Source organism: Chitinophaga cymbidii, from assembly GCF_007992715.1.
GTDB lineage: Bacteria > Bacteroidota > Bacteroidia > Chitinophagales > Chitinophagaceae > Chitinophaga > Chitinophaga cymbidii.
This window is the reverse complement of record NZ_BKAU01000002.1, coordinates 402,961-426,418: the sequence shown is the minus strand read 5'-3', so window position 1 is coordinate 426,418 and position 23,458 is coordinate 402,961. Positions and strand designations below refer to the sequence as shown.

The window sequence follows — 23,458 nt, the reverse complement described above, 5'->3', positions numbered from 1 at the left end:
ATGTTAAGACAAACGATCCTGGCAACACTCGCCGCTACGCTCCTTTCCGCGTCCCATGCGCCGGACGGCTTCCGGATAAAAGGAAAGATCAGCGGCAAGGTGGAAGGGAAAAAGGTATACCTGAAGTATGCGGACATTCCCTCCAAAACAATACTGGACAGCACGGTGATCCGCAACGGAACATTTACTTTCAGCGGAACGGCCGCCACGCCGCGCTTCTATTCCATCGTGCTCAAAAATGAAGAACCGACGAACAGGTACTACCAGGACCGCGTGATCAACCTCTTCGCCGAGAACAACGACAACATCAGCATCACAGCGGCGTACGACAGCCTGAAAAAGGAAATAGACCTCTATTCCGGCGGCGGCACTTCGCTGGCGGCGAAAGTAAGCGGCTCCGCCAGCAACGACCTGTTCCTGCAATATTACCGGCAGAAGAAAGTGTTCGACGAAGAAACAGACAAGTATTTTGATGGTTATATCGCTTACCTGAACCCCGGCAAAGGAAAGGAAAAAGGGCCAAGGGAAAACGGGATGGACCTTTGCAGGAAGATGGATGCGGTAGACAAAAAAAGGAAAGCATTCATGACCGGTTTTGTGCTCGATCATAAACCGTCGGAAGTGCTCGCCTTCATTGCGCTGCAAACTGTGGAACAACGCAGCATGCATATTACGGAGATCGACCGGATGATGGAACATTTTGCCGGCGTAACGGACAAAGGGATGCTCACCCAACATTTCCTCGAAAAAGCGGGATCGAATAAGCAGGCTGCCGTAGGCGCCACCGTGCTGGACTTCACCCTGCAGGACACCACCGGCCAGTCGCACCGCCTGCGCGACTATATCGGCAACGGCAAATACGTGCTGTTCGAATTCTGGGCATCCTGGTGCGGGCCCTGCCGCGCGGACATTCCGCATCTTCGTGAAGTATACGATCTGTACAATAAAAAAGGATTCGAGATCGTAAGCATTTCGATGGATGATGACAAGGAAAAATGGTTGAAGGCCATCCAGGAAGAAAAGATGAAATGGACGCAGCTTTCCGATCTCAAGGCTTTTGACAGCGAACTGGCCAAAGCCTACCGCATCCGCGGCATTCCTTCCTGCCTGCTGTTCGACCCTCAGGGAAAGCTCGTTACCCGCAACATGCGCGGCTCCTGGATGGACGCCTCGCTGATAGACATGTACGGCGATCTGTTTCCAAAAAAATAAAAAAACCAATACATCATGCATACAAAAAAGATCATTGCCTGCCTCGCTGCCGCCGCCATCTACGCATGCGGGCCAGTGAAGAACAACAAAGCAACCATTACGGCCGACATTACGGACCTCAAAGACACCGTTGTATATCTTTCCACACCGGTAGCCGATTCAGCGAAAACAGACACGATCGCTGTTAAAGACGGCAAGTTCACCTGGACCGGCGAAATCAGCGAACCGGTAAAAGTATACCTGATGTTCCCCACCCGCTACGTGGAGCTGTTTGCGGAGAATGCGGACATTACCATCACCGGCCACGCGGATTCGCTGACCGACCTGAAGATCTCCGGTTCCGCCACGCACGACGAGTACGTAGCTTTTCAGGCATCGCTCAAACATATCACGGACCAGGAACGTCAGCTGTACGGAAAATACCAGGAAGCACAAAAGAACGATACCGCGAAAGCCGCATGGGAAGAGCAGATAGCGGAACTGCGCAATCAGCGCAGAGCGGAAACAATGCAGTACATCGCCACACATCCCAAAAGCCCGGTAAGTGTAGCCAGGCTGGCCGACATGGCCATCATGGGAGAATACAAACAGCTGGACAGCCTGTACAAACTGCTGGACGTTTCCGCGCAGCAAACGGGCACCGGCAAACGCCTCGGCGACCGCATCGCTATTCTGAAGAAAAGCGCTATCGGCGAGCCGATGATAGACTTTTCGCAACCGGACGTAAACGGCAAGCCCGTAAAGCTGTCTGACTTCAAAGGCAAATACGTGCTGCTCGATTTCTGGGCCAGCTGGTGCGGACCCTGCCGCGCGGAAAACCCCAACGTGCTGAAAGCCTACAACAATTACAAGGATAAAAACTTCACGGTGGTAGGCGTGTCGCTGGACGATGACGGTGAAAAATGGCACAAGGCCATCGAAGAAGACGGCATGCCCTGGATACAGCTTTCAGACCTGAAAGGCTTCAGGAACGAAGTAGCCAAACAGTACGGCATACAGGCGATACCGTCCACCTTCCTGCTGGACCCGCAAGGCATTATCATCGCCAAGGACCTCCGGGGCGAAGCGCTGCATAAAAAACTGGCGGAACTGCTGAACTAGTCTTTCATCCATTTACATAAAATCTTCCATTATGAAACATTTTTCGCTGGTGGCCGCTGCCTGTTTGTTGCAGGCCGCCACCGCCCGGGCGCAGTCTTTCACCCTTACCGGCACCGTGGAAGGCAAGCCAACAGGATATGTATACCTGAGCTATGACGCCGGAGCCGGTGACTATAAAATGGACAGCGCACAGCTGCAACAGGGCAGGTTTACCTTCAAAGGCACCATCGACGGGCCCTCCATGAGCAGCCTGTTCCTGGAACGGCCTTCTCAGATGTCATTCAACGAGGACGTGGCCTCCCTGTTCCTGGAACCCGGCAACATGACCGCTTCCCTCCAAAAAGGCAAAATGAAAGAAGCCACCCTGAAAGGCTCCAAAGCACAGGAGGACATGAACAAACTGAATGCCGCCCGGAAACCGGTGATGGTTAATCTCGCGCCGCTCTCCGCTTCCTACAACAAGCAAAACCTCGCGTACATCGAAGCCCGCAAAGCGAAGAAAGACAGCGCCACGCTGGCCGGCATGCTCAACGAGCTGGAAGAAATAAAAGAAAAGATGGAGCCGTACTACGAAAAGATGAACGCCATCGACAAGGATTTCATCGAAAAAAATCCTGCATCCTTCGCCAGCGCTTACCTGCTCCGCTTCCGCATCGGCAGCATGAAGCTACCCGAAGCCGAAGCCAGCTACAACAGGATGCCGCCCGCCGTGCAGCAAAGCGCCTTCGGCAAAGAGATCAAAAAGGAACTGGAAGGATTGCGCGGCGGCTCCCCCGGCAGCCAGGCGTATGTTTTCAGCAAAACAGACATCAACGGCCAGCCGCTCAGCCTGAATGATTACAAAGGCAAATACGTGCTCGTGGATTTCTGGGCCAGCTGGTGCGTGCCCTGCCGGAAAGGGAATCCGCACCTGAAAGCGTTGTATGCAAAGTATAAAGACAAAGGTCTGGAGATCATCGGTATTTCCGATGACGACGGCCGGCCGGATGCATGGAAAAAAGCCGTGGCGCAGGATGGCATCGGCCACTGGAAACATGTGCTGCGCGGGCTGGACATGCAGAAGCGCCAACGCAAGGAGCCTAATCCGGAAGATATCAGCGACTATTACGGCATTCATTCCCTGCCCACTAAAATACTGATCGATCCGAAAGGAATGATCATCGGCCGGTACGGCGGTGGCGGAGAGAATGATGAAGCGATGGACAAAAAACTGGCGGAAGTGATGGGGAACTGAAGCTTGCAGTAAACGGCCGCGGTATACTATCAGCGGTCTGAAGCCTCCTCAAAAAGAAGCGCCCTGCCGGATGAGCAGGGCGCTTCTTTTATCCTCTTATTTTCTTCAATTCTTCCGCCGTGATCTCCTTATACCCCCTCGGCAGATCAAATACCGACGCCGGCACGGGGCTCAAGTCTACTTTAGTGGCTATTACACGCATTTTAGAGCCCGCTCTGAGCACGATCTCGTATTCCAGCGGTATACCCTTCAGATTCACAAAACGGCGGTTATATTCGCGGTTTTCGGGCACCAGGTCGATCGTGTAGAACACTTCGAAGGTGGTGCCGTCTTCCATTTTGCCGATCGCCTTGCGGCATTTGTAGCCCGCGATCTCGCGGATTTCTTTCTGATCGGTGAACTGGGTGGCCTCATACTTTTTCATATCGGCCTGGTATGCCTTTTTATCGCTGCGGATCAGGTATTTATCGCCGTGATTGTCCATCAGCGTAACAACTGTTTCCTCCCTGATATTGATGATATAAATGTAGTTGACCACGTTGAAGTTCATGTCTATCCGGCTGTGATTGCCCCGGATATACTGGACCATGGAGCTGCCGGCCAGCATGGCCTCCATCTGGAGCTGTTCCGGCGGCATTTCCACCCTGTAGGTGATACTGGCATCCGATACGGTACGTTGTGCTAACAGCGGCGCCGCCAGAGCCATTAAAAACCCGATCAGCAGTACCCCTATTTTTAACAATTTTCGCATAAGTTTCAGTTAATTCATAGGTATATGTGAAAAATCTGTGCCAAACGCATCAAATCCGCTACCATACTGGCTTTGACTTATCCAGAAAGGCACTGATCCCCTTTTTGCAATCCGGGTGCTGCCGGGTTTCGGCATTCAGCCGCGCCGCCGCTTCCAGCGCTTCGGTCAGGGAATGGTCCAGCGCGGTGCGCACCAGTTGCTTCGTTATCTTTAACGAATTAGCGGACGTTTCATTGCAAAGCTGCGTGGCAATGCCCGCTACAAATGCCCGGATGTCTTCCGCGGGCACTACGGCGTTGATCAGGCCACAGGCCGCCGCCTGTTCAGCGATGATCAAACGGCCCGTGAGCAGCAGCTCCCGCGCCCTTCCCTCTCCTGTTTTCCGTACCAGGAATACGCTTACCAGCGCCGGCACAAACCCGATCCGCACTTCCGTATAACCGAATTTCGCATCGGGCACGGCATAGCTCAGGTCCGCCACGGTAGCCAGTCCGCATCCGCCGGCAATCGCATCTCCTTCGATCTGCGCGATCACCACTTTCTCCAATGTGTAGATCTCCTGCATCAGCAGCATCAGCTCCCGCGAATCCGCCAGGTTTTCCTCGAAATTGTTCTGCTGCAACTGTTGCAGGTATTCCAGGTCTGCCCCCGCGCAGAATGCTTTTCCATTCGCCGCCAATACGATCACTTTCGCCTGCTCATCCGCTTCCGCCCTCGCGAACGCTTCGCGCAAAGCCCGCACCACGGCCGCATTCAGGGCGTTCCTTTTATCCGGGCGGTTCAGCGTGATCGTGGCGATCCGGTTCTCTGTATGGTACGTTACGAGGGACATCTTCCAAATGTAAGCGAATTATTTTTACCGGATAAAGCGTATGCGTAAATGAGTGAGAACCAGGAAACTGAAGGGCGGCCACAAATAAAAACAGGCTGTATCGTTGTTTTGATACAGCCTGTTTTCATCACTTATTTACAGATCATTTCGTTATTTCCTCGATCACCTTACCCACGTTTCCGCTCGGCATCTGGATGCGCAGCATAGCCGCCACGGTCGGCGCAATGTCCGTCATGCCCACGGTGCGGTTGGTCTTACCATGCTGAATGCCCCATCCCATCCATACCAGCGGGATATGCGCGTCATACGGGTTCCAGAGGCCGTGCGTGGTGCCGGTAGCGCCGCCGTCCAGCCATCCGGGCTGCAGCGTTACCATAATGTCGCCGCAGCGGGTGGCATTGTAGCCGTTCACCACCATTGTTTTCTGTGGTTCCGGCAATGCGGTGGAGCCGAGCTTGTGCAGGTCGAACGCATTGGCCACGCCGGGATATTCCAGCGCTTTTTCAATAATAAAAGCCTTGATCTCCTCTTCTTTGCCGGAGGCCCTTACCTTATCACGGTCCAGCGTGAACTGGTAGTTATAAGCCGCGATGATCGCTTTTTTAACGCCGAAGGTCAGCTCCACGATATCGTTCAGCGATTTCATCATCGCGCTGCCTTTCCAGGTGCCGTTCGGGAATTTGTTTTCCTCGAGGAAGCCCGGCACATGGCCCACGCCGTGATCGGCCGTAATAAAGAACAGCCACTGGCCTTTGCCTACTTTTTTATCGAGATACTTGAAAAACTCGCCCAGGTCTTTATCCAGGCGCAGGTAGGTATCTTCTATTTCGATGGAGTTGGGACCGTGCTGGTGGCCGATGTAGTCGGTGGAAGAAAGGCTCACGGCCAGGAAGTCCGTGAACTCGCCTTTGCCCAGTTCATAATTATCCAGCGCTTTCTTGGCGAATTCCAGGGTGAAAGTATTGCCGTACGGAGAAGAAGCCAGGATGCCGAAGCCGTCTCCCATCATACCCGCGAGGGCGTGGGGAAAAGCGGAATTTTTCTGTCCGCGGTAGCGGCCTTCATACGCTTTGTCGTCCGCCGTGCTTTGCTTGTATGTTTCGATGGGATACAGCGTATTCCAGGGCTGTGACAGGTATTTTGCCGGCAGCTTCTGGCTGTTGAAATCATTCACCCAGGAGGGCAGCTCCTTCATGTAGAAGTCGCTGGTAATGAAGTTGCCGGTGGCGCCGTCGTACCAGTAAGCGGCGTTAGCGCTGTGGCCGGCGGGCAGAATGGCGCCGCGGTCCTTGATGGCCACGCCCACCACCTTGCTGCGGAAATTGGTAGCCAGCCGCAGCTCGTCGCCGATCGTGGAAACATGCATGTTGCGGGGGCTCATTTTCCCGGCGGAAGTGTGGGTGCCCACTGAATGTGCGGCGGTATCTTCCGCGCAGTATGCGCTGCGGCCCAGCAGCTTGTCGTACCAGTTATTACCGGTGATCCCGTGAATGGCCGGTACAGAGCCGGTGTAAACACAGGTGTGGCCGCAGGCGGTATACGTAGGCATGTAGTTGATAAGGGTATTCTCGCAGGAAAACCCCTCGTTCAAAAGGCGTTTGAAGCCGTCATTGGTGTAACGGTCGGAGTAGCGGTACAGGTAATCCCATCTCATCTGGTCCACCACCATCCCTACTACAAGTTTCGGGCGGCTGACCTCTTTTTGCGCCTTCTTTCCGAAGTTGGGCGGGAATCCGGTGGTGGGGGAAGTAGCTTTTTGCCCAATGGCCACCGGGCCCAGCATCAGGAGGATGACAGTGAAAAATTTGATACGACTCATCATATAAACTATTGGTTTGTTCCTTATTTTACATTCCTTTGAGAACGTGATTGACATTCCTTTGAAAACGTGGAAAAAAAGATCGGTAAAAGTAACCTAAGTTTACAAAAAATAATATTTTAATACCTTTGTGGGCGAATTTTAATTTCATTTTAATAATCACATGGATATATTCGAGAAACTGCTGAAGCACATGGGCCCGATCGGAGAGCATTCCGACAGAGCCCACGGTTATTTCGCGTTCCCCAAGCTGGAAGGCGAAATCGGACCCCGCATGAATTTCCGGGGCAAAGAAAAGATCGTATGGAGCCTTAACAACTACCTGGGGTTAGCGAACCACCCCGAGGTACGATCGACCGACGCAAAGGCCGCAGCGGATTACGGGCTCGCGGCGCCGATGGGCGCCCGTATGATGAGCGGTAACACCAATTATCATGAGCAGCTGGAGAAAGAGTTGAGCGAGTATATGCAGAAAGAAGATACCACCCTGCTTAACTATGGTTACCAGGGCATTATGAGTGCGATAGACGCTGTCTGCAACCGCCGCGACGTGATCGTGTACGACGCCGAATGCCACGCCTCCATCATCGACGGCCTCCGCCTGCACCAGGGTCACCGTTACGTGTTCAAGCACAATGATGTGGACGATTGCGAAAAGCAGCTCAAACGCGCCGTGGAACTGATTAAAACCACCGGTGGCGGTATTCTCGTAGTAACCGAAGGCGTTTTCGGCATGGCCGGCGACCAGGGAAAACTCAAAGAGATCGCCGCACTGAAAGATAAATATGAGTTCCGCTTCCTGGTAGACGATGCGCACGGCTTCGGCACCATGGGTAAAACCGGCGCCGGCACAGGAGAAGAGCAGGGCGTACAGGACAAAATAGACCTGCTGTTCAACACCTTCGCCAAATCCGGCGCTTCCATCGGCGCTTTCATGAGCGGCGATAAAGCGATCATCAATTACCTGCGCTATAACATGCGCTCGCAGATCTTCGCCAAATCCATTCCCCTGCCCATCGTGATCGGCCACCTGAAACGTGTGCAGCTGATGCGCCAGCATCCGGAAATGAAAGAAAAGCTCTGGTCCAACGTCAACAAACTGCAACAGGGCCTGCGGGAACGAGGCTTCAACATCGGCAAAACCAATTCACCGGTAACGCCCATCTACCTGCAGGGCGATATCCCCGAAGCTACCGCCATGTGCCTCGATCTGCGCGAAAACTACAATATTTTCTGCTCCATCGTGGTATACCCGGTGATCCCGAAAGGCCAGATCATCTACCGCCTGATCCCCACGGCAGCGCACTCCGACGAGGACATAGCGCTCACCCTGAAGGCGTTCACGGAAACGAAAGAGAAACTGGACCAGAAGGCCTACGCGGTCGCGGAAATTCCGATGGTCTGAGGAATATGATTTTCAGCAAAAAAGGTTGTCCGGGTAACGGGCAGCCTTTTTTTATGCGTTTTTTCTGTGGATTTTTTTGCGGAGAGGTACCCTGAACGTCACCAACGGGATATTATATAAAAAAAAGAGGGCTGATGGTTAATCAGCCCTGGCAAACAAATCGTTCTTTCACTAGGTGTAATACATGATCTCAGAATCGATCGTTCAGTAGGACATGGTAATAAAAAAATCTTCAGGTCATCATAGAACATGGAACACAAGCCATGTATTCCATAAATTCCTTTATAAAAAGTTGTTACAATAAATATCGTTAGGGGATTCTAGTGATAGCGCTTGCTCACGGCGCCAGCCTCTTGAACATTCAACGTTGTGTTATATCTTCAACGTTAACCAAAATTAACGTAGTTCTACGTAACAACCATCACACTAATGTGGTATTTTGTTAACGTACTGTTAAAATACATCGAAGAATTTCGATATTATACTGCTTTTGCGTAGGCTTATGGGGACTGGTTTTCATCGGTTAGGCCCTTCTTTTTCCAGCCCGGAAAGCGCAAAAACAGCACTATATTGACTTTACGACGCCCCACTTCATTAACAAATGGCGGGCTTTATACTGAAATCTTATTAACAAATTAAAACCGGTTGCCGGATATTTTTCTTAAAAAAACTTCCGCCCGGGGTTAAAAAAACTTCCGGCCGGCCGCCATTTTTCGTTTCCCGGCACTTCCCTGATACTTCCGGGGCATAAAAAAAGGCAACCTATCAGGCTGCCTTTCTATGTTGGATACAATATTTATCAAAGGTGATTTTCCAGCGAAGTATCATATTTCACTTTCCATTCTTCCACAACGCCCCAGTCTTCTCCGTCCACCACAACATGCTCTCCTTTCACCACACCGATCTTTTCATACCGTACGGAATGATCGGAGGCGTCTACGAGCCCGTGGAGCAATGCTTCGAACTTCTCTTTGTCGGCGGGACTAACGCTCACCACTACACGGCTCTGCGCTTCACCGAACAGGTAGGCGTCTTTCCGGAAGGCTTTGTTGGTGCTCACCTCGAACCCGGTTTTTCCGGCCATGGCGCTTTCCAGCAAAGTGGTGAACAGGCCGCCTTCGCTAACGTCGTGCGCGGACTGAATGAGGCCGGCTTTGATCAGTTTGGTGATGGCCTGCTGAAGCTGCTGCTCTTCTTCAAGGTGGAAGTGCGGCGCCGGGCTGTATTCCACGCCCAGCAGCTTGTGCAGGTATTCGGAGCTGCTGATGTCGTTATAGCTGCGGCCTACCAGGTAGATCAGGTCGCCGGTCTGTTTGAAGCCGAGGGTCATGCGCTGGTCCATGGAATCCAGTACGCCCAGCATGCCGATCGTTGGCGTGGGGTATACGGGACCGTCTGGCGACTGATTGTAGAAGCTCACGTTACCACCGGTCACCGGGGTATTGAACTTGCGGCAGGCTTCGCCCATGCCTTTGATGGCGTGTACGAACTGGTAGTATACTTCCGGATCGTAGGGATTGCCGAAGTTCAGGCAGTTGGTGATAGCCACCGGTTCGCCGCCGCTGCACACGATGTTGCGGGCCGCTTCCGCCACGGCGATCTGTCCGCCTGCATGCGGATCTGCGTGTACATAGCGGGAGTTGCAGTCCGTTGTAACAGCCAGCGCCTTGCGGGTGCCTTTTACCAGCACAATGGCCGCATCGCTGGGCGCGTTCGTACTGGCGTTGGCGGTACCTACCATGCTATCGTACTGCGTATATACCCAACGTTTGGAAGCAATGTTCGGCAGCTGCGCGATCTTTTCCGCTACTGCTTTCGCGTTGGTGATGTCCGGGAACTCCTGGATATCATACGTTTTGATCTTCTCGAAATATTTCGGCTCCACATAAGCGCGGTGGTATTGCGGAGCGCCGCCGCCCAGCACCAGGCTTTCCGCGGGCACTTCCGCTTCCAGCTCTCCATTCATATAGAAACGCAGCACGGGCTCTTTCGTTACTTCACCGATCTGCACGCAATGCAGGTCCCACTTGTCAAAGATGTCCAGCACTTCTTTTTCACGTCCTTTATGAATAACGATGAGCATGCGCTCCTGGCTTTCGGAGAGCAGCATTTCCCATCCTTTCATATTGGCCTGGCGGGTGGGCACTTTATCCAGGTGGATGATCATGCCGTGCTCGCCTTTGGCGCTCATTTCCGCGGTGGAGCAGGTGATACCGGCCGCGCCCATGTCCTGCATGCCCACCAGCGCATTTGTTTTCACCACTTCCAGGCAGGCTTCGAGAAGCTTCTTTTCCTGGAAAGGATCGCCTACCTGCACGGCAGGCAGGTCTTTCGCGCTTTCTTCGGTGATGTCCGCAGATGCAAAAGAGGCGCCGCCGATGCCGTCTTTACCGGTGGCGGAACCTACAATAAATACAGGGTTGCCGGCACCGTAGGAAGTGGCGGACACCATGGTGCCCACTTTCAATACGCCCACGCTCATGGCGTTCACGAGCGGGTTGGTGCTGTAGCAATCCTCAAAATATACTTCACCGCCTACCGTGGGTACGCCAAAGCAGTTGCCGTAATGGCCGATGCCGTCTACCACGCCTTTCAGCAGATGTTGTGTTTTCTTATCTTTAATATTACCAAAGCGCAGGGAGTTCAGTGCCGCGATGGGGCGTGCGCCCATGGTAAAGATATCGCGGTGAATGCCGCCTACGCCGGTGGCAGCCCCCTGGAAAGGCTCCAGGGCGGAAGGGTGGTTGTGCGATTCGATCTTGAATACGCAGGCCCAACCATCACCAATATCAACAAGGCCCGCATTCTCCTCTCCCGCTTTTACCAGCAGCCGGCCGCCTTCACGGGGCAGGCTCTTCAGCCATACAATGGAATTCTTGTAGCTGCAATGCTCACTCCACATAACAGAGTACATGCTGAGTTCGGTAAAGTTGGGCGTGCGGCCCAGGATGGTCTTTATGCGTTCGAATTCGTCTGAGGTGAGTCCCAACTGCTCGGCGGTTTCAACTGTCGTGGTTTGCATGTATTGATGAAGGTTTAAAAAGAAGATGCAAAACTACATAGTTTTCTATCAATTGACAAGCAGGGAAAAGATAGGCGGAAATACGCATTACAATATTTTTAATATATCAGTTTGGCGATACTGAAGCCATCAATATTTACTTAAAAATTAAAAATATAAGGTTTTTTCGGGACAAATGCAATATTTTGGTAGAATTAACTAAAAGATGTTGCATTTTCCCTCAAACTAGCGTTCTTTTGTAAAAAATTTTCCACATCATGCAATCGTTACGCTTTCAAGCGCTGGAAAAAGTGACCGGCGTAGATTTTAAAGTTAAGCCCGAACTGAATGGTAAGATCACTGACGTGTTCGGCAGCAATGTGTTCAACGGCAAGGTAATGCGTGAGCACCTGAGCGATGAGGCTTACAAGAGCCTGATGAACTCTATTAAAGGCGGTAATAAGATCGAGCGTAAAATGGCTGATCAGATCGCTTCCGGCCTCAAAGCATGGGCCATGAAAAAGGGCGTAACCCACTATACCCACTGGTTCCAACCCCTTACCGGCACTACTGCGGAGAAGCATGACTCTTTCTTCACTATTAAAAGTGATGGTTCCAGCATCGAAACTTTCGACGGCGACGCGCTGGTTCAACAGGAGCCTGATGCATCCAGCTTCCCGAACGGCGGTATCCGCGCTACTTTCGAAGCACGCGGCTACACTGCATGGGACCCCTCCTCTCCCGCTTTCATCATTGAGCAGGGAACAGGCAAAACACTTTGCATTCCTACCATCTTCGTTGCTTATACCGGCGAATCCCTCGACTACAAGGCGCCCCTGCTGAAAGCGCTGTCCGCGCTGGACAAAGCGGCGGTTGACGTGTGCAACTACTTCGATAAAAATGTTACCAAAGTGACTGCCACCCTCGGTTGGGAGCAGGAATATTTCATGATCGACGAAGGCCTGGCCAATGCCCGCCCTGACCTCGTACTCGCCGGCCGTACCGTTGTTGGTCACGCTCCCGCGAAAGGCCAGCAGCTGGAAGACCACTACTTCGGCGCGATCCCCGAGCGCGTGTATGCGTTCATGCGCGACTTCGAAGAAGAGTCTTACAAACTGGGCATTCCTTTAAGGACCCGTCACAATGAAGTGGCGCCCGCACAGTTCGAGTGCGCTCCCATCTTCGAGGAAGTGAACATCGCGGTGGACCACAACTCCCTGCTGATGGACGTAATGAGCAAAGTGGCCAAACGCCACAAGCTGAAAGTGCTGCTGCACGAGAAACCCTTTGCCGGCATCAACGGTTCCGGTAAACACAACAACTGGTCACTCGCTACCGATACCGGCGTGAACCTGCTGGCTCCCGGCAAAACGCCGAAGACCAACCTGATGTTCCTCACTTTCTTTGTGAACACCATCAAAGCGGTACACGACTATTCCGACCTGATGCGCGCTTCCATCGCTTCCCCGAGCAACGACTTCCGTCTCGGCGCGAACGAAGCTCCCCCGGCGATCATCTCCGTATTCACCGGCAAATACCTGTACGAAGTATTACAGGAAGTAAAAAGCCGCGTAAATAATAAATTCGACGAGCAGGACGAAGCCATCCTGAAACTGGACCTCCACCGTCACATTCCGGAACTGCTGCTGGACAACACCGACCGTAACCGTACTTCTCCGTTCGCTTTCACCGGCAACAAGTTCGAGTTCCGCGCCGTAGGTTCTTCCGCAAACTGCGCTTCCGCAATGACCGTGATGAACACCATCATGGCCAAGACACTGGCAGACTTCAAGAAGGAAGTAGACAGCCTGATCGAAAAAGGCGAGAAGAAAGAGATCGCCATCATGCAGACCCTCCGCAAATACATCGTTGATTCCGAGAAGATCCTCTTCGAAGGCGACGGTTACAGCGAAGACTGGGCGAAAGAAGCGGAAAAACGCGGCCTGCCCAACGTTAAGACCACTCCGAAAGCACTGGATGCCATGGTAACACCGAAAGCAACCAAACTTTTTACGGAAACAGGTGTTTATAACGAGAAAGAACTGCATGCCCGCCACGAGATCCTGCTGGAAGACTACGTGAAGAAAGTGCAGATCGAAGCGCGCGTGATCGGCGACCTGGCTACCAACCACGTACTGCCCGCCGCTATCAAGTATCAGAACGAACTGCTGGCCAACATCAGAGGTCTGAAAGAAGTAGGTCTGAAAGAAGGCGCATACAAAGCGCAACTGCAAATTGCAACAAAGATATCTGAACATATCAACGTCATCAGTGAGAACGTACAGGCGATGATCGAAGCGCGTAAAGTAGCGAACAAGCTGGAAGACAGCCGTCAGAAAGCGATCGACTACTGCGAGAAGATCAAAGAACCTTACTTTGATGTGATCCGTTACCACTCCGACAAACTGGAGTTCCTGGTGGATGACAAGATCTGGGGTCTTCCCAAGTACAGAGAACTGCTTTTCTTGCGATAAAAACCGTAAGATTGTTTTGGTGTATGATGGCCCCCGGTATTCACCGGGGGTTTTTTTTATGCCCCTCCGTTAAACCTTGAATATTTCCGCTAGTCTATCTTCTAAACGAATATTTATGAAGAAGATCTTAATGTTGTTATTCCTGGCAGGCACGGTAAGCGCCGGATTTGCCCAGGAAAGGAAAAAAGTGAGGCCGCTGGAGGATCTGAAGCTGACCGAAGCACAGGATAAACAGGTAAAAGATATCAACCGCGCCTATATCAACAATGTAAAGGAGATCCGGCAGGATCAGACGCTTGGAAAGGAAGAGCAAAAAAGCAAGCTGCAGGCCCTCGGCACAGCACGCACCGAAAAGCTCAAATCCGTACTGGACGCGGAACAGTTCGCCAAACTGCAACGCAACCGCACCGCCACCGGCGAACGCATGAAACACGACCGGAAACGGGGCATGCACAAGAAAAATGACGCGGCGGCGTTAAAAGAGATCGGGCTGAATGAAACAGAAGGGCAGGAACTGCAATCCATTAACAAAGATTTCAAGTCCAAAGCCGTAGCTTTAAAGAAGAATAGCGGGATGACGAAGGAACAACGGATGCGGGAAATGAAAAAGCTCAACGACGAAAGGCTGACAAGGATCAAAACAACGCTGGGTGAAGAAAAATATGCCCGGTACGATGAATGGAAGAAGAAGGAAAGGGAACAGATCAGGGCTATGCGCAAGCAGCGGGCGGACAAAAAATCGATACAATAAGTTTTTCATTAGCATACATACCATAATTTTTCAAGGTTTTAAGGTTTAAACAGGTCGCTTTTCCAGGCGGCCTGTTTTGGTTTTATTTTACCCTGTTTTGCTAAACGTTTACCTTGTGTTCTCCTTGTGTTCTCCTTTAGCTCTCCTATAGCTGAGCGTTTTTGGTTAATATAATATCAAAAAGCCCCCTGTGTGCCAGCGCTGACCTAAAAGAGAAAGGATGCGGCAGAAGAATTGCTTAAACGAGATACCCTCTCCACCCGCATCCCCCAAAAAGAAGAGGCTGACCATTACTTGGCCAGCCTCCGGGCAAATCTTTATATCATCTCTTTATATCATCCGGCAAAACCGCAGTTCTGCCTTACTGTAATTCCTGAAATGCTATTGCAGTTTGAACGTTTCCGTAAACTTCGTGGTGAAATTCCCTTTCCGGAAGTTCTCGTCCTGCATCAGCTGCTGATGGAACGGAATGGTGGTTTTCACCCCTTCGATCACGAACTCGCTCAGCGCCCTTTCCATGGTGTTGATGGCTTCCTCGCGGGTTTGCGCTACCGCGATCACTTTGGATACCATGGAATCATAATACGGCGGGATCACGTAACCGGCGTAGATGTGTGAATCCACGCGCACGCCGTGACCGCCGGGCGTATGCAGCACGGTGATCTTGCCGGGAGAGGGACGGAAATCGTTATACGGATCTTCGGCGTTGATGCGGCATTCGATAGCGTGCATCTGCGGCGTATAGTTCTTCCCGGAAATGGGGATGCCGGCGGCGATCTTGATCTGTTCCTTGATCAGGTCGAAATTGATCACTTCTTCGGTCACGCCGTGCTCCACCTGGATACGGGTGTTCATTTCCATGAAGTAGAAATTGCGGTGCTTGTCTACCAGGAACTCGATGGTGCCCACGCTTTCGTAGTTGATGGCGCTGGCCGCCTTGATGGCCGCTTCCCCCATTTTCTCCCGCAGCTCGGGCGTCATGAAGGGAGAGGGCGATTCTTCCACCAGCTTCTGGTGACGGCGCTGAATGGAGCAGTCGCGTTCGCTGAGGTGGCAGACTTTCCCGTACTGGTCGCCTGCGATCTGTATTTCAATGTGGCGGGGCTCCTCCACGAATTTTTCCATGTATACGCCGTCGTTGCTGAAAGCGGCCTTGGCTTCTGTTTTAGCCATGGTATAGGCGTTCTCCACCTCGCTTTCGTCCCACACCACGCGCATGCCTTTACCGCCGCCGCCGGCCGTGGCTTTCAGGATAACGGGCAGGCCCATTTCCTTTGCCAGCTTTTTGGCCTGCTCCACGCTTTCCAGCAGCCCTTCGGAGCCGGGGATCACGGGTACGCCCGCTTTGATCATGGTTTCCTTGGCCGTCATTTTGTCCCCCATCTTGCGGATCATATCCGGTGTGGGGCCGATGAACTTGATGCCGTGCTCGCCACAGATCTCTGCAAAGCGGGCATTCTCCGCCAGGAAGCCGTAACCGGGATGGATCGCGTCCGCATTGGTGATTTCTGCAGCCGCCATCAGGTGCGGGATATTCAGGTAAGAATCAGTGCTCTGTGGTTTTCCAATACATACGGCCTCGTCTGCAAAACGGACGTGCAAACTGTCTTTATCCGCTGTAGAATATACTGCCACCGTTTTGATGCCCATTTCCTTGCAGGTACGGATAATACGCAGGGCGATCTCGCCACGGTTGGCGATCAGTATCTTTTTGAACATGTTTTTCTTATAGGTTAAAGAAACTAAAGGAAAAAGGTTGCAAGCAACCTTACAACCTTTCGCTATCAAAGAGTTTATGGTTCTACCAGGAATAGCGGCTGATCGTATTCTACCGGTGAAGCGTCATCTACCAGTACTTTCACGATCTTTCCGCTTACCTCGCTTTCGATCTCGTTGAACAGCTTCATGGCTTCGATGATGCATACCACTTTGCCGGGAGCCACATCGTCACCAACATTCACGAACGGCGGTTTGTCCGGTCCCGCGCTGCGGTAGAACGTGCCGATCATGGGAGATTTGATGGTGATGAGGTTGCTGGCGGCCGCGGGGCCTGCAGCGGGAGCGGACGGAGCCGCCGGTGCGGGAGCGGGGGCTATAGCCTGCGGAGCCGCCACTACGGGCTGCACCGCGGTCACTGCCGGTACTGTTACAATTTGCTGTACTTCCTGTTCCTTCTGTTTTATTGTAATCTTGAACTTGTCCTGCTCAATGCTCAGTTCGCTGATATTGGATTTGTTTACCATCTTAATCAGCTCCTGAATCTGTTTAAAGTCCATGTAGACAGTTTTTTGTTTTAGAAATTGCTGGTTCTCAGTGATAGAAAAATAGAAAATAGTATATGGCTATTCTTTTACTCTCTCGATGTATTCACCGGTTTTGGTGTTCACGCGGATCAGTTCTCCTTCATTCACGAAGAGGGGTACCATTACGGTAGCGCCGCCTTCAACGGTAGCGGGTTTCAGGGTACGGGTAGCGGTATCGCCTTTCATGCCCGGCTCCGAGTAGGTCACTTTCAGCACGATCTTGTCCGGCAGCTCCACGCCCATGGGCAGTTCGGTTTCCGTATTGATGGAAATGGATACTTCGTCCCCGTCTTTCAGGAACTGGGGAGCGTCTACCAGCTGCTCGCTTACAACGATCTGCTCAAAGGTTTCCTTATCCATGAAATTATAACCGCTTTCATCCTGGTACAGGTACTGGAAAGCTTTTTTCTCCACGCGCACCGGGTAAATGGTGTCGCCGGAGTTCCAGGTATGCTCTATTGAACGGGTATTGTCGACGCCTTTCAACTTTGCCCACACTTTGGCCGCGGCACGGGCGGTTTTATTCTGACCAAACTCTACAACAGAATACAAGCTGTTATCCAGCTTAATGATCAATCCTGTTCTGATATCTGCAGTGGTAGCCATAAAAGGTCAATTGATTTAAAGTTAAAAATTTACATTAGGATTGCAAAAGTAAAAATTTTCGCATATGAACAAACAAAACTTACCGGAATTCCTGCAAAAGCGGTACAATTTTGGCTGAACAACAGCAACCTGCACGTCACTTTAACAATTAAAAAATATAAAAATGAGAAGATGGATGTTCCTGCTTATGTGCCTTCCCTCGCTGCTGAAGGCCCAGACCAACACCAATACCAACACCAACACTCCTCCCTACAAGCAATATTCGATCATTTCCCCCGCTCCCCTCACTTTGTACGACGGCCATACCTTTTCCAAAAATGACCTCCCGCGGAACAAGCCCGTGATCGTTTTCCTGTTCAGCGTGGAATGCGATCACTGCGCGCACATGACGGAGGAGATCATCAAGAACATCGGCCAGTTCAAGAACGCCACGCTGCTGATGGTCACTCCTTTCAAGCTGGACCGGATGAAGGCCTGGTACGACGAATATCATATCGGCAATTACCCGAACATCATCATGGCGGCGGAGCCTACCCGGCAGATCGTATACTATTATGACCTGAAAAATTTCCCCGGCGTGTACATTTACGATAAAAAGCACAAACTCGTGGCGGACTACGAAGGTACCGTTAAACTTGAGACTTTGTTAAAGCACTTGTAAATTTCTGCCGCCGCCGGCTCAAAAGCGGAATTTTTAGCAGGAATATCGGAAAATTCAAGGCCGATACCCTACTTTTGTTTTCCAAATAATTCTTCACCTTTTTAAAATATTCAGATACGATGAAAGTTACTGTTGTAGGAGCCGGGAATGTAGGCGCAACTTGCGCTAACGTACTGGCCCACAGGGATTTCCTCCAGGAAGTAGTTTTGCTTGACATCAAGGAAGGCACTGCGGAAGGAAAGGCATTGGACACATGGCAGCAGGCTCCTATTGATTATTACAGCACCAAAGTGACCGGTGTTACGAATGATTATGCTAAAACCGCCAACAGCGATGTGGTGGTGATCACCTCCGGCCTGCCCCGCAAACCGGGCATGAGCCGCGACGACCTGATCTCTACCAATGCCAACATTGTGAAATCAGTAACCGAGAATGTCACCAAATATTCTCCCGACGCCATCATCATCGTAGTATCCAACCCGCTGGACGTAATGACCTATTGCGCGTTCCTGACTGCGAAGAAAGACAGCAACAAGGTATTCGGCATGGCCGGTATCCTGGATACCGCCCGTTACCGCGCGTTCCTGGCAGACGAGATCGGATGCTCCCCGAAAGACATCCAGGCCATCCTGATGGGCGGCCACGGCGATACCATGGTTCCCCTCCCCCGCTTTACCACCGTTGCCGGCATCCCGGTAACTGACCTGGTGGCAAAAGACAAGCTGGACGCTATCATCCAGCGCACCAAAGTGGGCGGCGGCGAGATCGTGAACCTCCTGGGCACCTCCGCATGGTACGCTCCCGGCGCTGCCGCCGCACAAATGGTGGAAGCGATCCTGAAAGATGAAAAACGCATCTTCCCCGTTTGCGCATGGCTGACCGGCGAATACGGCCTGAAAGACATCTACCTGGGCGTTCCCGTGGTACTTGGCAAAAAAGGTATCGAAAAGATCATCGAACTGAAGCTGGATAAAGACGAACAGGCCCTCCTGGCTACTTCCGCCACGCACGTGAAAGAAGTGATGGACGTGCTGGACAACATGAAAACACCCGCCTAAACGGTCATGCATATTACAGGAAAACATCCGCCAGCCGGCGGATGTTTTTTTATGACATATCATGAGCCTTCCGGTTGCCGGAAGTGGCCTTTTCCCGGGTTTTCCGCCGGAGCGGATGTATTTCCTCCCGCGCAGCGGCCCAAAGCGTTCGGGGCAACTTCTTTCCCCGCTCCCAAAACTTCATCCAAAATTCAATAAGATTAATCATAATATATCGGAAAATTTTCTATATTAGATAATAAGAATTAATCCGAAATAACGCATGCCATTCTACCTCAAATATGCCTTTACCTACAAGATCTCCGACGACTCAGGTTTTTCCGCGATCGTAAATGCAGACAAGTACGCTTCGTTTGTTAAGCGTGACTGGCATTTTTCCGACCTCAAGCTGCACTTCACCGAAGCGATGAACAACGAAACCCTCATCATCTGGGGCACCGGCACGGAAGGCGACTGGGCCGTTAAATTCGTGGAGCAGCCCTCGCCGCAGCATGCTTTCCGGGAGTTCAACAAAGTGATCCGCGTAACGATGGGCGGCCTCTACCTCACCAATTACGAAGACCTCACCATGGCCGCGCAGTTCGAAGACCGGAAGATCCCCGCCATGCACCGCTCCGACCTGTTCGTTCCCATGTCTAACGGCCGGTACACCCTCACCGTCCGTCAGATGTTCGACCCCGGCGGCCACCGCGCGGCGCATGCCGGCCAGGTCAACTTTGAAGTGGTGGTGCAAAAGGCGCCGGAAGCAACGGAGCAGAAAGTGGAATCTATCTTCTGGTGCGAGCAGTAGCGGCCCGGCCATACATGCGCATGGGCTACTCTACCGTTCACCAGCGCTCCTGCCGCTGAAGTGAGTGACACAACGGCGGCCCGGCCAGCCATCCTCCCGCCGGCCAAAAAATAATCCTGCCTGCCAACCGGGTTGACCAATTATAACGGGGGTTCTTCGTAACTTTAATATCGTGTAGGGTTAACAGTTTGTCAGTCGCACCACCGGAAAGGAGCATTTCTGTATTACGTCTCATCCCAAAAAACCATATCATGAAAAGGCTAATACTGGCGGCGCTGGTATGCAGCCCGCTGAGCGTTCTTGCACAGGTCGGTACGTGGAAGGTAGACAAGGATCACTCCTCCGTTAATTTTTCAGTGGAACACCTCGTGATCTCGGAAGTAGATGGCAGCTTTAAAAATTTCGACGGCGCCATCACCGCTTCCAAACCCGATTTCTCCGATGCCCGCATCTCGTTTACCGTAGATGTAGCCAGCATCAACACAGGCAATGATCCGAGGGACAAGCATCTCCGGTCCAACGATTTTTTTAATGCGGAACAGTATCCGCAGATGCGCTTCAAAAGCACATCCTTCAAAAAGGTGACAGACGGTAAATACCTCGCGGAAGGCGACCTCACCATCCGCGACGTTACCAAAAGCGTGAAGTTCAACGTCACCTACGGCGGCACGGCGAAAGACGCGGAAGGCAAGCAGCGGGCGGGTTTCAAGGCCAACACGTACATTAACCGCTTTGATTACAACCTGAAGTGGGACAAAACCACCGAAGCCGGCGGCATGGTGGTGGACAAGATGGTGGACATAGAGCTGAAGCTGGAATTCGTGAAGCAGTAACTGCAACAGCTTGAAGGGATTGCAACGTTTTATATGATCATATCACTTAAATTGCGCTATATTTTTTACCATTTATGTCTAACATCGAAAAGCTGATTTCCATCAAGACGTTTACCAGTGAGCATCACAAAGGCCTGATCAGCCTCATTTTCGTTGGTAACTGGATCATATCAAAACACCAGCAGTTCTTCCGGCAGTACGACATTACGATGCAGCAGTTCAATATCCTGCGCATCCTCCGCGGACAGCACCCGAAAGCGGCGAGCATCAACACGCTCAAGGAAAGGATGCTGGACAAGATGAGCGATGTATCCCGCCTCGTGGAAAGACTGCGCAAGGCGGGGCTTGTGGAAAGGAAAAGCAGTGAAATGGACCGCCGCGCGGTGGACGTGATGATCACGCCCAAAGGGCTTGAGCTGCTGAAAGTGATCGACAACGAGATAGAATGCCTGGAAGACACCCTCAAAGATTCACTGAATGAAAAGGAAGTAGTGCAGCTCAACCGGCTGCTGGACAAAATGCTGGATTCCTACTAGGCTCAGTCCTCTTCCACGTAGTCAAGGTCCTTCCCGAAGGTTTCCTTCATCATGAACGCCGCCACGAAAGCCAGTCCGGTGCAGATAATGCCGGTCACCAGCCCGCTTTGCAGGTAGCTAAGCCCGAACGAGGTTTGCAGCCCCCCGAACACGATGGATATCACGGGCAGGAGACCCCGCGCATAGTTAGGCACCGTAGTAGCCGCCGTGGCACGCAGGTTGGTGCCGAACTGCTCCGCCGCCACCGTTACAAAGATGGCCCAGAACCCCACGCTGAAGCCCATCAGCCCGCATATGGTATAGAACGCCGCCGCGGAAATGCCGTGCGCGCTGAAATACAGCACTACCGCTACCAGCAGCAGGGTATAAAATATATACAACACTTTCTTCCGGCTGCGCATCAGCTGGCTGATGTACCCGCTCGCAAAATCCCCCACGGTCAGCGCCGCGTAGCAGATCATGATCGCCTTGCCGGGATCGATATCTCCCTGCACATGCATGGCCTTCGCAAAGGCATTGGAGAAGGTCATGAGAATGCCCACAGCGTACCAGGTGGGCAGGCCGATCAGGATGCATTTGAGGTAACGGAAGAAGCGTTCCCGGTTGGTAAAGAATTGGAGGTAATCCCCGCGGCTCACGCTGCGCTCTTTCATGCTGCTGAACATGCCCGATTCCACCACGCTCACCCGCAGGATCAGCAGGGCCAGTCCCAAAGCGCCACCGATATAATAGCACACCCGCCAGTTATCGCCGAAATATTCTGATACGAAATAAGCCACCACCGCGCCGGAGATGCCCACACTCGCCACGATCATCGTGCCCAGGCCGCGCTTTTCCTTCGGGAGAATTTCAGACACTAGGGTAATGCCCGCGCCCAGCTCGCCCGCCAGGCCCAGTCCGGCCACAAAACGCCAGATCATATACCAGGCGATCGCATTGTCGCCGCCGATCATGCCATTGGCGATATTGGCGACGGAATATAAAAGAATGGACCCGAAGAGCACGGACAGCCGCCCGCGTTTATCTCCCAGCACGCCCCAGATAATACCGCCCACCAGCATGCCCGCCATCTGGATATTGATGAGCCACATGCCCACGGTGTCTATTTCCGCGCCGCTGAGGCCAAGAGAGGTAAGGCTTTTGATACGGATGATGCCAAACAGCAAGAGGTCGTAAATATCTACGAAGTAACCCAGGGACGCCACCACTACGGCGGCGTTGATCAGCTTAACGGGTTTGGTGGAATGCATAAAGGTTGATATTAAAAAAAAGAGACGTAAATCATTTTACGTCTCTTCGCTAAAAATATGAAATATTTTTATGATTTTTTCTCTTCCTCTGCCGCTTCCTCTACTACCGGCTTTTCGATGGGATTGCCATACTCGTCGAAATGAGCATGGATAGTGGTTTTGCCGAAGATCACCTTGATGGCTACCGGCAATGTGGTGATCACGATGATGATGATGATGATCCACTCCAGGTGGTTCTTGAGGTTGGGAAATGCCTTGTCCAGGTAATGCCCTGCCAGCATCATGGAGAACACCCAGGAGAAAGATCCCACGATATTCCAGAACATGAACTTCTTGCGTTCCATACCTACGATACCGGCTACGATGGGCGCGAATGTACGTACCACCGGCAGGAAACGCGCGATGAAAATGGCGCCGCCGCCGTATTTATCGTAAAACTCCTTGGCCTGCCAGAGGTGCTTCTTGCGGAACAGGAACGTATCCTTTTTCTTGAAAAGCAGCGGCCCGGACTTTTTGCCGAACCAGAAACCTACCATATTGCCGATCACGCCTGTTAACGCGATCATGGTCATGATCACCACAAAGGGCATGTTGAAGAAGCTTTCGCTTAACAGCTCGCCGTAAATACCGGCTATGAACAGCAAAGAATCCCCCGGAAGAAAAAATCCCACAAACAACCCTGTTTCCGCAAAAATGATTGCCAGAATAAGGTACAGTCCCCCGTGATCAATGATCCACTGCGGATTGATCAGGTGCTTAAAAAACTCAATAATTTGATCCATGCTGTTGTTGATAAAAAATTAGAACGCCTAAAAATAGCCCATAATATGTCAAGACGAAG

20 protein-coding genes are annotated in these 23,458 nt (G+C 52.0%); 11 read left to right on the top strand and 9 right to left on the bottom strand.

Annotation, left to right across the window (positions count from 1 at the left end; genetic code table 11):
* The 3 genes from CCY01nite_RS12915 to CCY01nite_RS12905 are packed head-to-tail and all read left to right on the top strand — an operon-like array spanning nt 1 to nt 3,547.
* Entirely contained in the window at nt 1-1,212 is a 1,212-nt protein-coding gene (locus CCY01nite_RS12915) for a TlpA disulfide reductase family protein (protein WP_146862063.1), read from the top strand.
* Between the two features lie 15 nt (nt 1,213-1,227).
* On the top strand, nt 1,228-2,313 hold the full coding sequence (locus CCY01nite_RS12910; RefSeq protein ID WP_146862060.1) for a TlpA disulfide reductase family protein: 1,086 nt from the start codon (nt 1,228-1,230) through the stop codon (nt 2,311-2,313).
* 31 nt (nt 2,314-2,344) lie between these two features.
* Nucleotides 2,345-3,547: a TlpA disulfide reductase family protein gene (locus CCY01nite_RS12905; RefSeq protein WP_146862057.1), complete on the top strand. Its 1,203-nt coding sequence runs from the start codon at nt 2,345-2,347 to the stop codon at nt 3,545-3,547.
* 88 nt (nt 3,548-3,635) lie between these two features.
* Here the strand turns inward: CCY01nite_RS12905 and CCY01nite_RS12900 are convergent, their stop codons facing one another.
* The 3 genes from CCY01nite_RS12900 to pafA all read right to left on the bottom strand — a co-directional run bounded on the left by CCY01nite_RS12900 (nt 3,636) and on the right by pafA (nt 6,952).
* Entirely contained in the window at nt 3,636-4,298 is a 663-nt protein-coding gene (locus tag CCY01nite_RS12900; RefSeq protein WP_146862054.1) for a hypothetical protein, read from the bottom strand.
* Between the two features lie 58 nt (nt 4,299-4,356).
* A complete protein-coding gene (locus CCY01nite_RS12895; protein ID WP_146862052.1) occupies nt 4,357-5,130 on the bottom strand; it encodes an enoyl-CoA hydratase/isomerase family protein in 774 nt (257 codons plus the stop codon).
* 142 nt (nt 5,131-5,272) lie between these two features.
* Complete coding sequence (gene pafA / locus CCY01nite_RS12890; protein WP_222614380.1) at nt 5,273-6,952, bottom strand: alkaline phosphatase PafA; 1,680 nt, start codon at nt 6,950-6,952, stop codon at nt 5,273-5,275.
* 160 nt (nt 6,953-7,112) lie between these two features.
* Here pafA and CCY01nite_RS12885 point away from each other — a divergent pair, with 160 nt between their 5' ends.
* Nucleotides 7,113-8,354 (top strand): aminotransferase class I/II-fold pyridoxal phosphate-dependent enzyme, encoded by a 1,242-nt coding sequence (locus CCY01nite_RS12885; protein WP_146862047.1) that lies wholly within the window; start codon nt 7,113-7,115, stop codon nt 8,352-8,354.
* A 799-nt stretch (nt 8,355-9,153) separates the two neighbouring features.
* Here CCY01nite_RS12885 and purL read toward each other — a convergent pair.
* Complete coding sequence (gene purL, locus CCY01nite_RS12880; protein ID WP_146862044.1) at nt 9,154-11,376, bottom strand: phosphoribosylformylglycinamidine synthase subunit PurL; 2,223 nt, start codon at nt 11,374-11,376, stop codon at nt 9,154-9,156.
* A 257-nt stretch (nt 11,377-11,633) separates the two neighbouring features.
* Between purL and CCY01nite_RS12875 the strand changes: the two genes are divergently transcribed.
* The gene (locus CCY01nite_RS12875) at nt 11,634-13,829 is read left to right on the top strand and encodes a glutamine synthetase III family protein (RefSeq protein WP_146862042.1); all 2,196 of its coding nucleotides are present in this window, start codon (nt 11,634-11,636) and stop codon (nt 13,827-13,829) included.
* Between the two features lie 115 nt (nt 13,830-13,944).
* The gene (locus CCY01nite_RS12870; RefSeq protein WP_146862039.1) at nt 13,945-14,580 is read left to right on the top strand and encodes a hypothetical protein; all 636 of its coding nucleotides are present in this window, start codon (nt 13,945-13,947) and stop codon (nt 14,578-14,580) included.
* A gap of 381 nt (nt 14,581-14,961) precedes the next feature.
* Here CCY01nite_RS12870 and accC read toward each other — a convergent pair whose 3' ends face one another.
* The 3 genes from accC to efp form a co-directional block, all read right to left on the bottom strand.
* Complete coding sequence (gene accC / locus CCY01nite_RS12865) at nt 14,962-16,299, bottom strand: acetyl-CoA carboxylase biotin carboxylase subunit (RefSeq protein ID WP_146862036.1); 1,338 nt, start codon at nt 16,297-16,299, stop codon at nt 14,962-14,964.
* Nucleotides 16,300-16,373: 74 nt separating this feature from the next.
* Nucleotides 16,374-16,856, bottom strand: a complete 483-nt coding sequence (gene accB / locus CCY01nite_RS12860; protein WP_146862033.1) for an acetyl-CoA carboxylase biotin carboxyl carrier protein — start codon at nt 16,854-16,856, stop codon at nt 16,374-16,376.
* A gap of 66 nt (nt 16,857-16,922) precedes the next feature.
* A complete protein-coding gene (gene efp / locus CCY01nite_RS12855) occupies nt 16,923-17,489 on the bottom strand; it encodes an elongation factor P (RefSeq protein ID WP_146862030.1) in 567 nt (188 codons plus the stop codon).
* A gap of 163 nt (nt 17,490-17,652) precedes the next feature.
* On the opposite strand from efp, the gene CCY01nite_RS12850 reads away from it, so the two are divergent.
* From CCY01nite_RS12850 to CCY01nite_RS12830, 5 genes are all read left to right on the top strand, one after another.
* Nucleotides 17,653-18,150: a peroxiredoxin family protein gene (locus tag CCY01nite_RS12850; protein WP_146862027.1), complete on the top strand. Its 498-nt coding sequence runs from the start codon at nt 17,653-17,655 to the stop codon at nt 18,148-18,150.
* Nucleotides 18,151-18,269: 119 nt separating this feature from the next.
* Nucleotides 18,270-19,208 carry a malate dehydrogenase gene (gene mdh / locus CCY01nite_RS12845; protein WP_146862024.1) on the top strand — a complete coding sequence of 313 codons (939 nt, stop codon included), beginning with the start codon at nt 18,270-18,272 and terminating at the stop codon, nt 19,206-19,208.
* A 262-nt stretch (nt 19,209-19,470) separates the two neighbouring features.
* Nucleotides 19,471-19,998, top strand: a complete 528-nt coding sequence (locus CCY01nite_RS12840) for a hypothetical protein (protein ID WP_146862021.1) — start codon at nt 19,471-19,473, stop codon at nt 19,996-19,998.
* A 251-nt stretch (nt 19,999-20,249) separates the two neighbouring features.
* Complete coding sequence (locus tag CCY01nite_RS12835; RefSeq protein WP_146862018.1) at nt 20,250-20,831, top strand: YceI family protein; 582 nt, start codon at nt 20,250-20,252, stop codon at nt 20,829-20,831.
* A 74-nt stretch (nt 20,832-20,905) separates the two neighbouring features.
* Nucleotides 20,906-21,367 carry a MarR family winged helix-turn-helix transcriptional regulator gene (locus tag CCY01nite_RS12830; protein ID WP_146862015.1) on the top strand — a complete coding sequence of 154 codons (462 nt, stop codon included), beginning with the start codon at nt 20,906-20,908 and terminating at the stop codon, nt 21,365-21,367.
* Nucleotides 21,368-21,369: 2 nt separating this feature from the next.
* Here CCY01nite_RS12830 and CCY01nite_RS12825 read toward each other — a convergent pair whose 3' ends face one another.
* Nucleotides 21,370-22,617: an MFS transporter gene (locus CCY01nite_RS12825; RefSeq protein WP_146862012.1), complete on the bottom strand. Its 1,248-nt coding sequence runs from the start codon at nt 22,615-22,617 to the stop codon at nt 21,370-21,372.
* Nucleotides 22,618-22,685: 68 nt separating this feature from the next.
* Entirely contained in the window at nt 22,686-23,399 is a 714-nt protein-coding gene (locus CCY01nite_RS12820; protein WP_146862009.1) for a DedA family protein, read from the bottom strand.
* Nucleotides 23,400-23,458 lie beyond the last annotated feature (59 nt).